This window comes from Flavobacterium cryophilum, from assembly GCF_048286555.1.
GTDB lineage: Bacteria > Bacteroidota > Bacteroidia > Flavobacteriales > Flavobacteriaceae > Flavobacterium.
Window position 1 is genome coordinate 87,535 of the sequence record NZ_JBLVPZ010000006.1, and the last position, 12,587, is coordinate 100,121.

Annotated in this window: 9 protein-coding genes; 3 read left to right on the top strand and 6 right to left on the bottom strand. The window is 33.0% G+C overall.

Annotated features, from left to right (window positions below; translation table 11 throughout):
* Positions 1–17 precede the first annotated feature (17 nt).
* From ACNQGJ_RS10300 to ACNQGJ_RS10310, 3 genes are all read right to left on the bottom strand, one after another.
* Positions 18–785 (bottom strand): carboxypeptidase-like regulatory domain-containing protein, encoded by a 768-nt coding sequence (locus ACNQGJ_RS10300; protein ID WP_417972681.1) that lies wholly within the window; start codon positions 783–785, stop codon positions 18–20.
* Positions 786–873: 88 nt separating this feature from the next.
* Positions 874–2,799, bottom strand: a complete 1,926-nt coding sequence (locus ACNQGJ_RS10305; protein WP_417972680.1) for a DEAD/DEAH box helicase — start codon at positions 2,797–2,799, stop codon at positions 874–876.
* Between the two features lie 211 nt (positions 2,800–3,010).
* Positions 3,011–3,583 carry a non-canonical purine NTP diphosphatase gene (locus ACNQGJ_RS10310; protein ID WP_417972679.1) on the bottom strand — a complete coding sequence of 191 codons (573 nt, stop codon included), beginning with the start codon at positions 3,581–3,583 and terminating at the stop codon, positions 3,011–3,013.
* Positions 3,584–5,128: 1,545 nt separating this feature from the next.
* Between ACNQGJ_RS10310 and ACNQGJ_RS10315 the strand changes: the two genes are divergently transcribed.
* The gene (locus ACNQGJ_RS10315; RefSeq protein WP_417972678.1) at positions 5,129–7,510 is read left to right on the top strand and encodes a hybrid sensor histidine kinase/response regulator; all 2,382 of its coding nucleotides are present in this window, start codon (positions 5,129–5,131) and stop codon (positions 7,508–7,510) included.
* On the opposite strand, the gene ACNQGJ_RS10320 is transcribed toward ACNQGJ_RS10315, so the two are convergent.
* The gene (locus ACNQGJ_RS10320) at positions 7,507–8,271 is read right to left on the bottom strand and encodes an NYN domain-containing protein (protein WP_417972677.1); all 765 of its coding nucleotides are present in this window, start codon (positions 8,269–8,271) and stop codon (positions 7,507–7,509) included. The two genes, ACNQGJ_RS10315 and ACNQGJ_RS10320, sit on opposite strands and share 4 nt — an antisense overlap.
* A 262-nt stretch (positions 8,272–8,533) precedes the next feature.
* On the opposite strand from ACNQGJ_RS10320, the gene ACNQGJ_RS10325 reads away from it, so the two are divergent.
* Complete coding sequence (locus ACNQGJ_RS10325; protein ID WP_417972676.1) at positions 8,534–9,796, top strand: cysteate-C-fatty acyltransferase; 1,263 nt, start codon at positions 8,534–8,536, stop codon at positions 9,794–9,796.
* A gap of 120 nt (positions 9,797–9,916) precedes the next feature.
* Positions 9,917–10,393, top strand: a complete 477-nt coding sequence (locus tag ACNQGJ_RS10330) for a hypothetical protein (RefSeq protein WP_417972675.1) — start codon at positions 9,917–9,919, stop codon at positions 10,391–10,393.
* An 82-nt stretch (positions 10,394–10,475) separates the two neighbouring features.
* Here the strand turns inward: ACNQGJ_RS10330 and ACNQGJ_RS10335 are convergent, their stop codons facing one another.
* Positions 10,476–11,594, bottom strand: coding sequence for a GTP cyclohydrolase (locus tag ACNQGJ_RS10335; RefSeq protein ID WP_417972674.1), 1,119 nt, complete (start codon positions 11,592–11,594; stop codon positions 10,476–10,478).
* A 22-nt stretch (positions 11,595–11,616) separates the two neighbouring features.
* Entirely contained in the window at positions 11,617–12,552 is a 936-nt protein-coding gene (locus ACNQGJ_RS10340) for a transporter (protein WP_417972673.1), read from the bottom strand.
* Between the last annotated feature and the right edge of the window lie 35 nt (positions 12,553–12,587).

Sequence of the window (12,587 nt, forward strand, 5' to 3'; positions counted from 1 at the left end):
GTAATGAAGTACTGAATTTATTTTTTCTTCAGGATTTTATATTCCTCATAACAACCACTTATAGCATCCATGATTTGTAAATCATTAGCTGTTTTTATAAATGATTCGGAGTAGTTACAACGTTGCAAAATTTCAGGTATTTCATTTTTCTCAATTCCTAAAAGTACCGCTATAGTTTCTCTGTCAAATTTTGATTCTAAAAGATTTCGTACCGTATCATCTTTTTTTAATTCTTTCAGTTTCTTAAGCTCTTTTGGATTATTACCAAAGAAATTGTACAGCATATCCGCTGGATTAAATATAGAGCCAAGAACTCTTCCAAAAGCATTTGGGGAATATTCCCCAGCTTCATATCCTTGCGTTAAACCGGAAATACTATACCTATAATTTTCTCTTACGGGAATAATTTTAGTGTCTACTTCAAGATATCCTGTCAGATTAAAGGGTCTGATTACAATTTCTTCAAGTGCTATTGCTTTTTCAGTAAGTTGTATTTTGGTGCTTTTGTTTTTTATCCAGTCATTGGTCACTCGAACGCGAAGTGACTGAAATCCTAGACTAGTAATGTGAAGCGTGTCATTCAGTTGTACATCTATTTCAAAATATCCGCGTGAATCAGTAGTTGCACCTCTAACTTTATTGATGTTAATGATATTTACACTCGACAACACTTGTCTGGTAGTATTACTGATAATGATACCATTAACTTTTTGGGAGGGTTCTTTAACTTGCGCAAAAGCAGTTGCAGAGAGTATTAAAAAAAAGAAAACTACAAAATATTTCATAAACTGGTTTAAGACTTTAAAAGTAATAAAACAGGATTAAATATTTTGTAGTTCCAGTATATAATTATAAGAAAATTAACAATGAATGTTAGTCTCTTCTTGGTCTTCTTGGTCTTGGTGAATCACCAAAGCTTTCAGAACGTCTTGGTGCTCTGTCAGATGATCCTTCAGTTCTAGGTCTGTCCGATGAAAAACCACCTTCTCTTCTCGGAGCATCACTTCTTCCGCCAAATCCACCTTCTCTTGGAGCTGAACTTCTGTCGCTTCTAAATCCGCCTGAACCTTCTCTTCTTGGGGCAAAGCTTCCTTCTCTTCTTGGAGCTGAACTTCTTCCGCCACCAAAACTTCCACCAGAACTTCTTCCGTTATGGTCACGTCTTCCGCCACCGTCATTTTTAGAAATTTCAACATTGATTCTGCGTCCTTCTAATTGTACGTTATTCAATACTTCCATTACTTTATCGGTATGTTCCGGATCAGTGTTGAAGAAAGAGAAACCTTCTTTTACGTCTACTTTGAAAACGTCATCACGACCTAAGTCTAATGTTTCTTTCAAGTAATCTTTTAATGACATCCAATCAAAGTTATCTCTAGAACCTATGTTCACAAAATATCGTGTTGCACCACCATTATTATTTTCTCTTGGAGCACCATCTCTATCATCACGTTCACGTCTTTCAGAACCTGAAGCTTGATTAGAAATATCTCTAGTTTTCTTGTAATAATTGATAAAACGATTAAATTCAACCGAAACCATTTTCTTGATTAATTCCTCTTTCGATAAAACTTCAAGAACGCTGTTAATTGCAGGAAGATAGTTGTCAATTTCGTGATCAACTTCTACATCTTTAATTTTATTAGCTAAGTGTAACAATTGGATTTCGCAGATTTCAATTCCAGAAGGAATCGTTTTTTCTTCGAATTTTTGTTTGATGATTCTTTCAATTGAAGAAATCTTACGCAATTCACTTTTAGTTACGATTACAATTGAAGTTCCTAATTTCCCAGCACGACCAGTACGACCTGAACGGTGGTTATAAGTTTCAATTTCGTCTGGTAGTTGGTAATTTACTACGTGAGTAATGTTATCAACATCAATTCCACGTGCAGCAACGTCAGTAGCTACAAGCATTTGGATTTGTCTTCCTCTAAAAGATTTCATTACACCATCACGTTGCGCTTGAGATAGATCTCCGTGCAATGCAGCAGCGCTGTATCCGTCTTCAACAAGTTTTTCAGCAACAGCTTGCGTATCTCTTTTGGTACGACAAAAAACTACTGAGAAAATGTCTGGGTTAGCATCAGCTAAACGTTTCAAAGCTTCGTAACGGTCACGCGCATTTACAAGGTAAAATTCGTGAGAAACGGTAGCAGAACCGGAGTTTTTAGTTCCAACTGTAATTTCAATTGGATCAGTCATGAATTGTTTTCCAATACGTGCTACTTCAGCAGGCATTGTTGCGGAAAATAACCATGTATTTTTTTCGTCTGGCGTAGTAGAAAGGATGTTTACGATATCTTCGTAGAAACCCATGTTCAACATTTCGTCAGCTTCGTCAAGAATACAATAGTTGATTTGAGAGATGTTTACCAAACCTCTATTAATCATGTCTTGCATTCTTCCTGGAGTGGCCACAATAATCTGTGCGCCTCTCTTTATGTCTCTCGCTTGTTCTGTTATGCTAGCTCCACCGTAAACTGCTACCACATTAATACCTTTTTCGTATTTAGAGTAGTTTTTAATTTCGTTGGTAATCTGCAAACACAATTCGCGGGTTGGAGATAAAATTAATGCTTGTGTATTTCTGTTGTTGGCATCAATTTTCTGAATAACTGGAAAACCAAAAGCTGCCGTTTTCCCTGTCCCTGTCTGAGCCAACGCAACCATATCTGTGTCTTTTTCCAATAATAGGGGAATCGCTTTCTCCTGTACTTCGGTCGGATTTTCAAATCCTAGATCTAAAATCGCCTTCAGTAACGATTCACTCAATCCTAATTGTTCAAATTTATTCATATGTATTTTTAAAATAGGGTGCAAAATTACTGTTAATAATCGATATAAACTAATGCTATTTTAAGATTTAATGTTTTATTATAATTTGATTATCAGAAAGTTAGATTTTTTATTTGCGAATGATGTATTTTAAAATCGGATTTTAATGTGAATTAACGCCATGAAATTTGTTTTTTTGGTATAAAAGCGTTCTATTTCAAGGCGTTTATTTCTATAGTTTTAAAAAATCAATTAATTGTTGTGTGGCTTTTCCTCTGTGGCTGATTTTATTTTTTACATCCAATGATAATTGGGCAAAAGTTTCTTGATATTCTTCAGGTTTAAAAATAGGATCGTATCCAAACCCTTGATTCCCTGTTTTTTCTACCGTAATTTCGCCTCGGGCAATTCCTGTAAAAAGGTGCTGTTTTCCGTTTAAATTCAATGCAATCACTGTTTTGAATTGTGCCTTTCTATTGCTTTTGTCGGATAAGTTTTCTAATACTTTATTCATATTATCATCAGCATTGCGTTGCTCTCCGGCATATCGTGCAGAGTAAACACCAGGTTCTCCATGTAATGAATCCACTTCAAGTCCAGTATCGTCAGCAAAGCAATCGTATCCATAATTGCGGGTAACATAATTTGCTTTTAGAATGGCGTTTTCTTCAATAGTTTCCGCCGTTTCGGGAATTTCTTCATGACAACCGATACTATCTAAACTAAGAATTTCAATCGTGTCAGGAAGTATACGTTGTATTTCCAGTATTTTATTTTTATTGTTGGAAGCGAAAACAAGTTGCATTTTATTGATTTTAATTTTACGCTCCAAAGATACATTTTTTTAGATAGCGTTTTAGGATCACGTCAATAGCAGACTGATGTGTCTATTGACAGTAAAAATCGCAGGGTATTTGTAATTCAAAGAATATATTTTAATGTAAATATTAAAAGTCAAAGCGTTAATTAATAGTTAAAGTACTGTTTATTAGTATTATAGAAAACATTCGTTGTATCTTTGAGTGTGGTTTTGATTAATCAATTGAATAAAAACTATCTGCAAGGAAAAGCATATTCAAATTTTCAATTCATACTTAACTGTATTTTTGAAAGATGGTAAATCAAAATTTACAATCGGAGGCCCTTTAAAACGGCCTCCTTTTTTTTTTGAATACATGTTAAGTTGTTATGATTTCTTAAATTTTCTTTTTTTTAAAATTATAGGAATTGGCTTTAAACGGTGGAAATATCTAAATCCAGCAATTTTATTACTTTAAATTAGCACGTTAAAATGATATTTTTGATATGTGATTCTGAATAAATACCTGAGAATATTTCTCTTACAATGAGATTAATAACTCACATCAGTAACGATAGGAGTTCTTACAACAAAAGGACAATTATTCTGAAATTTTTCACAGATGAACCAAAGCGTTAATAATTAGTTAAACAGTTGTATGTCAATATTTTAAGTCAAATAAAATACTATCTTTACAATGTGGTTCTGATTAATTACTTGAGTGTATCGATCTTTTAATAAGAAATGATAACTCAATAGTCAGCCTAACTAATATACCTGTTACGTTGATAATGGTAAATCAGAACTTTCAGCTGGAGGACTCTAAGGGTCCTCCTTTTTTGTTTTAATATTTTCGGACCCTTTCTAGATTGTAATGAAAATACAAATCAGATAACTAGGCAATTGCATCACTACACACGAAAATGGTATTATAAACATCGGCAAAATTTTTTGTACGGGCGGTAGCAAGAAGGCAGTTTGCTATCAGTACTGTATTTTTTTAAATACAATATACTCGCTTTGAATGGCCAGTTACAGTAAATTTTTTCACTAGCATTTTGTTTTATGTAGCAACTTCATTGCGATACTTCCTATTATTACATTGCTGCGCTTTTTTGCTACTGTGTTGCGTCAAAACTGCTTCTGTCATCGCAGAAATCAAAATTAGTAGTTCCTTGTAGCCAATTTACATCCTCACCATGCATACATTCGCTTCAAGAATTAATATCTGAACAATCGCTAACCGTAAAATCTATTAAAGTGACAGGCTGTAATTGTAAAACTAGGCAATAATTATATTTAAATATAAGAGGATAAACCCAACAATAAAAAATTGCTTTCTTATAATTATTTGTGGTTTCAGGGGCTTAAATTACTTTGAATTTTTAATAGTTTTGTGAAGTACTATGAACTTGTCATAGAAGTCTTGTAGATTTTTTTTTTTTTAATCTAAGGGTTCGTTATTAAATATTTAATTTGTCTGATTTTTTTTATCAATGTAAAACCAATGGTTTTAATTAAACGTAGGTAAAGAAATAAAATATAGTGTAAATGAATTTTAAGAATTATAAAATACAACTAAGCACGTTTTCCTTACTGCTGATTTTCTTGTTTTTAAGCATATCTTCAGAAGCTCAATATATTGTAGCTAATCGTGCTCAATTTAAAGATGGAGTTTCGTTACATAAATATGCTAAAATCGTAAATGTAGGTCAGCGGAATTATACCATACAGGAGATTATTAATGATAAGTCTCTAAAATTTGAACCATTACTTGTTGAAAATAAAGATTTAGGATTTACCGATGATAACTATTGGCTTGTATTTGAGATTGTCAACAATACTACAACTGAAATCAGGCCCTTTATAGAAACTTCCAGAGCGATCGTAGATGTGGCTGAACTGTACGTCATTGATTTAAGTGGGAAAATTGAATTTTTAAAAAGTGGCGATGTAATGCCTTTTCAGGAGCGATCATTAAATTCTACAAAAACCTTATTTAGGCCAGTTTTACAGCCAAAACAAGTGACTCGTTTTTATCTTCATTTGAAAAGTGACGGTGAAGTAATAAATGCTCCCATTTATTTGAAGTCGGCGGAGAAAGAATTAGAAATAGCTTCATTTGAGCAATTTATTTTCGGAATCTTTTACGGTCTATTGTTCATAACAGCCATAATTTATATGTTCTTTTATTTTGCAATGAAAGAAAAAAGTTTTCTATTTTATAGTTTATACGTTACTTTTATAGGGCTTTTACAATTTTCGGTAGATGGCTATTTTTATCAATATTTTGCGCCAAATAACGGTTGGTTATCGTCTCATTCCGTTATAATATTCGCTACCGTAGCTAACTTTTTTTTAGGAAAATATTCGGAAGTATACTTAAATATAAAAAAGTATAGTTTAACGATTTATACAATGTTTTGTGTTTTATATGTATTAAATTTCCTTTCTATTCTAACGTTGTTAATTTATCCAAAATCGATTCAATACTTATATCCCACTGCTAATATATTAGGATTGTTTTTGTTGGTACTAATTCTGGTGTCAATTGCGGTGGTTTATTACAAGACAAAAAAAATTGAAAAGTTTTTTTCAATTGGTATTTTTTTCTTGATTAGTGGCTTCGTTATTTTTATATTAAAAAACTTTAGTGTTTTGCCATCTGTTTTTTGGACAGAGAACAGTTCAAAATTAGGTATTGGTGTAGAGGTTATTTTTCTTTCGCTTTCAATGGCAAATTTGATCAGAAATCTTAAATATGAAAAAAATGAACTCAATCGACTTGCTTTGGTTCGTTCTGAAGAAATGAATGATTTGAAATCCTATTTTTTATCAAATATCAGTCATGAATTAAGAACCCCTTTGAATGCAATTATGAATATGATTGATTCAATTTCTGTAGAGGTTCAGGATGATGAAATCAGAAAAAATTGTCAAATTATTAAGTATTCGTCACATAGTTTATTGAGTTCTGTCAATGATATTTTAGATTTTTCTAAAATTGAGAAAAAAGAAATAAAACTGGAATCCATACCGTTTAATCCTTGGGGCGTTCTGGAAAATTTAAAAAATAATGCTGCTAATAGAGCTATTGATCAAGGTTTAGACTTCCAATTTTCAAAATCAGAATCCATTCCTGATTTTTTGATTGGTGATGTGACCAGGCTGGTTCAAGTTGTAAATAATGTATTAAATAATGCCATTAAATTTACGACTAATGGTTTTATAAAATTTGATATAGAATGCAAAATCAAGGAAAATAATCGGGCATGTTTGCAATTTACAGTTGCAGATTCTGGAGTAGGAATTGCTGAAGAAAAAATGAATAGTATTTTTGATTCGTTTTCGCAAAATAGTATTGATAATAAAAGAAAATTTGGAGGACTAGGATTAGGGCTTTATATTGTAAAAACTTTAGTGGATATGCAACATGGGACTGTTGAAATGGAGAGTAAAGTCAATGTAGGAACAACTTGCAGAATTACTTTAGATTTTGATATTGTACCGCAAGGTGAAAAAACGGAAGTTTTAACTACGCCTACAGTTTATGACTTAAAAGGTAAATCAGTTTTAGTAGTTGAAGATAATCCGATTAATCAAATGGTTGTTAAAATGATCACTAAAAAATGGATGAACACGACAGTCGTATATGCTAATAACGGTGTAGAGTGCCTAGAAGCTTTTAAAACAAACCATTTTGATATTGTATTAATGGATCTTCAAATGCCGCTGATGGATGGTTACGAAGCAACTATCGCCATTAGAAATGGGGGAGCAGGAGCAGCGTATGCTTCAATCCCTATAATTGCGGTAACCGCCGATGTGATGGAAAGTACTAAATTACGTGTTGCAGAAATTGGTATGAATGATTATTTATCTAAACCAATTAAGAAAGACACGTTATATCACTCGGTAAAAAAATTACTTTAGCTGAAACGTAATCGTACATAAACGTGTTTGATGCCTTTTTTATCTGAATCTCTCTCGTCAATTTCTAAAATATCGGTAAGAGATTTCAGCATTGGAGTAAGTTTAGAAAAACCATAATTTCTTGGGTCAAATTCTGGTTTTTTCTTTACGATAAGGTTTCCTACATCCCCTAGAAATGCCCAACCACTATCATCAGCAATATCTTCAATGGTAGATTCTATCAATTCGATCGTTTGTAAATCAACTTTGTTTAGGCTTTTTGGCGCTGCTTTTTTAGCATCGGTGGCGGTTCGTTTTGGTAGTTTCTTTTTGATGGCTCCATCCAAAACTTCAATATAAATAAACCTGTCACAGGCAACAATGAACGAATTTGGTGTTTTTTGCTCTCCAATTCCAATCACTTTCATACCGGATTCACGGAGTCGAATCGCAAGACGTGTAAAATCAGAATCACTGGAAACAATACAAAAACCATCTACTTTATCAGAATATAATAAATCCATGGCATCGATAATCATGGCAGAATCCGATGAATTTTTCCCCACCGTGTAACTATATTGCTGAATAGGTGTGATGGCATGTTCCAATAATACACTTTTCCAGCCACCTGCATTTGGTTTAGTCCAGTCGGCGTAAATACGCTTGGTAGTAGGTGTTCCAAATTTGGCAATTTCCTCCATCATTCCTTTTACATTGCTGTAAGGAACGTTGTCAGCATCAATGAGAACGGCCAGTTTTAATTCTTTTGTATCTTGTGACATAAATTTCTAATGTTGAAATATTTCTTCAAATATACAACGTTTATTACTGAATACGTTTTGTATTTTGAGGTTTAGCCCTAATGGAAACGGTATTTTTTGCATCGGCTTGGCGAGGAATGAAACGATCTTTTTCGTTGGCACAAAAGATAAAGTGTAGGGCATGAAATAGCTCTTGAAAAATAAATTTAGTTTCAATACCATTATAAAATTTAAATAATTATTTTTGCAACTTCTTAAAATTAAAATTATTACTTAATATATTATGGTAAAAGATTTATTCGAAAGGATTCAAAACAATAAAGGGCCATTAGGAAAATGGGCTTCACAAGCTGAAGGTTATTTTGTTTTTCCTAAATTAGAAGGTGAACTTGGTCCAAGAATGCAGTTTGGTGGAAAAAATATTTTGAACTGGAGTTTGAATGACTATTTAGGTCTGGCTAATCACCCGGAAGTGCGTCAAGCAGATGCGGATGCAGCTATTCAATATGGCGCGGCTTACCCAATGGGCGCCCGTATGATGAGCGGTCACACTAAATTTCACGAGCAATTAGAGAATGAGTTGGCCGCTTTTGTAATGAAAGAATCAGCTTATTTATTGAATTTTGGTTACCAAGGAATGGTGTCAATTATTGATGCTTTGGTGACTAAAAATGACGTAATTGTATATGATGTTGATGCGCATGCTTGTATTATTGACGGAGTTCGTTTACACATGGGAAAACGTTTTACGTACCGTCACAATGATATTGAAAGCATGGAGAAAAACCTGCAACGTGCTACAAAATTAGCGAAAGAAAATGGTGGCGGAATCCTTTTTATTACGGAAGGAGTTTTTGGAATGCGCGGGCAACAAGGGAAATTGAAAGAGATTGTTGCAATGAAAAAACGATTTAAATTCCGTTTATTAGTTGATGATGCACATGGTTTTGGAACACTTGGAAAAACAGGTGCCGGAGCAGGTGAGGAGCAAGGCGTTCAGGATCAAATCGATGTTTATTTCTCGACTTTTGCAAAATCAATGGCTAATATTGGTGCTTTTGTAGCAGCCGATAAAGACATTATTGATTATCTAAAATACAACATGCGTTCTCAAATGTTTGCCAAATCGTTACCAATGATTCAAACAATTGGTTCGTTGAAACGTTTGGAATTGTTGCGCAATCACCCAGAATTGAAAGACAAACTTTGGGAGAACGTTAATGCGTTGCAAAACGGATTAAAATCACGAAATTTCAATATTGGTGATACTAATACTTGTGTTACACCCGTTTATCTTCAGGGAAGTGTGCCTGAAGCAATGATTATGGTTAATGATTTGAGAGAGAATTATGGTATATTCTTGTCGATTGTGATTTATCCGGTAATTCCAAAAGGAATTATTTTGTTACGAATGATACCTACAACGTCTCATAGTTTGACAGATATTGATGAAACACTGACGGCTTTTGAAGCTATTCGTGAAAAATTGGAAAACGGTACCTATAAAGAAATTGCGGATAGAACGAAAGTTGATTTAGACGCTTAGTTTCTGAAATTATTGCAATTTTAAATTTTCAAAAATCCATTAGCTTTTGCTGATGGATTTTTTTTTGAAATGAATTTAGATAATAAATGGTATATTTATCCAACTTAAAATGTAAAGTTTATGAAAAAAGTAATTTTATTGAGTGTCGTTTTTATGAGTGTTTTTGTCTCTTGTAAAAAAGAAAAAGAAATGGAAGAATCGCCAATTTCATCAGAAGAAATAGTAGTAGTAGAAGAAGCCGCTTCAGAAGAATGTTATAGCGCGATTATGAAAACAGATACCGTTTATATGTCTTTAAAAGTAAAAGGAAATCAAATTACTTCCGGAAAACTGAGTTATAATTATTTTGAGAAAGATAAAAATGAAGGGACTTTAGCGGGAGAAATAAAAGGCGATACGCTTTTTGCCGAGTATACTTTTATGTCCGAAGGAGTTACCTCAAACCGCCAAGTTGTTTTCTTGAAAAAAGGAAATACGTATGTTGAAGGGTATGGCGATATTGTAGATGACAATAATGGGAATGTAATTTTTAAAGACATAAAACAACTAAATTTTGAGGGAAATGTCGTTTTGTCAAAAATAGATTGTAAAATGTAATTTTTAGTTTAAAGCAGCAACTTATACAAAAAAATCCATCAGTTTCGATGGATTTTTGTTGTAAATAGTACCTAATAAACAGCTACAGTTTTTTTAGAAAAGTACATCTTCTTTTGTGAACAACAGGATTGAAATGTTTCCATAAGTTATAGATGGCAAGATTGTCTGCTAGTTCAGGAGTTCGGAAACAATTGACAACTCCTTTTTCTTTGAAAGTATGGTAATATTCATTGAAAATTATCGCTGTAACCGCTTTGTTTTGATATTCTGGATGAACGCCTATCAAATAAAAAATCATATCCTTACTTTGATTTTTTGCTTTCAGCAAATGAAGGAATCCAAAAGGGAATAATTTTCCTTTAGTTTTTTGCAATGCTTCAGAAAAGGAAGGCATTACGATACTAAAAGCAACAATGTTATGATCTTTATCTTCCACAAATTTGATAAATTCAGGATTGATAAAACTGATGTATTTTTTCTTGAAATATTCTTTTTGATTGTCAGAAATGGCTACAAAAGACGACAAAGAAGCGTAGGATTCGTTGAATAAGTCAAACATTTTATCCACGTAGGGCATTACTTCTTTAGTAGTTTTGAAATTAAGAGGACTTAATTGGTATCTTCTTTTAACCAGATCATTTGCCTTTTCAAAAAATTCGGGTTTTACATTTTCGAAAGGAAATTTACTTTCTATGTATTCTTTCTCTTTACTGTAACCCAATTGTTCAAAATGAGTGGCATAATATGGATAATTGTACCATGTGATCATGGTTCCCATTTCGTTAAAACCTTCCGTTAAAACACCAACTTTGTCTAAATTTGAAAATCCCATTGGCCCTTCAACGTGTTCTAAATTGTTTTTTCGACCTAATTCATACACTTTTTCCAAAAGCGCTTTAGTCACTTCGATATCATCAATCACGTCAAACCAACCAAAGCGAACTTTCTTTTTATGTTGATTATTGACTTCGCTCCAATTAATTATGGCGGCAATTCTGCCTACAATTTCGTTGTTTTTGTAAGCGATATAAAAGTAAGCTTCTGCATTTTCGAAAGCAGGATTTTTAGTTTTGTCGAAGGTTTCCAGTTCATCAGCAATGATTGGTGGAACCCAGTACTTATTATTTTTGTATAAGGAAAAAGGGAATTTGATGAAATCCGTTAACTCTTTTTTAGTTTTAGCTTCTTTTATTGTAATCATTATTTTGTTGAAATTCTATAAATTATCCTTTTTTTGTCTTTTTCGCTCTTTTCAATGCTTTCTTATCAGAATCTGTATTGTCAATATTTATTCGGACTTCCTGGTAATTTGCATCATAACGCCAAGAAAAACCAATACCGCCATAAAGTGCAGAAGGAGTATCTTTAAGACTTGTGCTTATTGATGCGTCAATTTGCAGGTCTTTGTTCACTAAATAAGCCGCGCCCCCACGAACAATGGCATCGCTGTAAAAATCGCTTTTAAATCCCTGATTTTCTACAAAACCAGACCATTTGTCATTAAATCCTCTTGTTAAAGTCAACACATAGCCATAGCTTGGAAAGTCAGTTGTCACATAATCAGCAATGATATTGGTTACAAAAACCCATTTTCCATCACCCAAGTGGTTTTGGGTAATCAATATAATTTTTGGTGATATGCTGGATTCTGGCGAAAAAGAATAAGGGTTTTCTGCCATCGTAAAATTAGCTCCCGCAAATAAGGAAACTGCAGGAATTAATTGGCGCCAATTAAATGCTCGATTGGCTTTGTAACTATAGATGTTTACCTTTTTTTCGTAATTTTTGAACGGATCGTAAATTAAATATTTGGCTCCTAAAACGGTTTGTTTAAAATCTGCTCGATTTGAACTGTTAAACAAAGTGGTATATTTTTCATTTTGGTATTGTATATCAGCTATCAATTCTAACCTTTCCAAGAATAATCCCCATCGTAATGTAGCATCAATCCCAAAACCATTGGCATCATAATTCAATAAGCTGTGATTTTGTTTTATTCCGTAAACCCCTGTTTCTATTTGAATTACCGATTTTCCAACGGCATAAGCTGACATGGTTTCACCCGGTCGGTTAGAGTTTATTTGATCGGTATGTTGACCATAATGAATACATGGAATCATTGAAAAAACAGCGATAAGTAAAATTTTGATTTTGGACATATTATTTTTTTTAGATTAAAAAGTAATAACGCTTT

Bases quoted from the DNA above. Each gene is read 5' to 3' on its own strand.
- ACNQGJ_RS10300 (WP_417972681.1), bottom strand. From the start codon at position 785: ATGAAATATTTTGTAGTTTTCTTTTTTTTAATACTCTCTGCAACTGCT.
- ACNQGJ_RS10305 (WP_417972680.1), bottom strand. From the start codon at position 2,799: ATGAATAAATTTGAACAATTAGGATTGAGTGAATCGTTACTGAAGGCG.
- ACNQGJ_RS10310 (WP_417972679.1), bottom strand. From the start codon at position 3,583: ATGCAACTTGTTTTCGCTTCCAACAATAAAAATAAAATACTGGAAATA.
- ACNQGJ_RS10315 (WP_417972678.1), top strand. From the start codon at position 5,129: ATGAATTTTAAGAATTATAAAATACAACTAAGCACGTTTTCCTTACTG.
- ACNQGJ_RS10320 (WP_417972677.1), bottom strand. From the start codon at position 8,271: ATGTCACAAGATACAAAAGAATTAAAACTGGCCGTTCTCATTGATGCT.
- ACNQGJ_RS10325 (WP_417972676.1), top strand. From the start codon at position 8,534: ATGGTAAAAGATTTATTCGAAAGGATTCAAAACAATAAAGGGCCATTA.
- ACNQGJ_RS10330 (WP_417972675.1), top strand. From the start codon at position 9,917: ATGAAAAAAGTAATTTTATTGAGTGTCGTTTTTATGAGTGTTTTTGTC.
- ACNQGJ_RS10335 (WP_417972674.1), bottom strand. From the start codon at position 11,594: ATGATTACAATAAAAGAAGCTAAAACTAAAAAAGAGTTAACGGATTTC.
- ACNQGJ_RS10340 (WP_417972673.1), bottom strand. From the start codon at position 12,552: ATGTCCAAAATCAAAATTTTACTTATCGCTGTTTTTTCAATGATTCCA.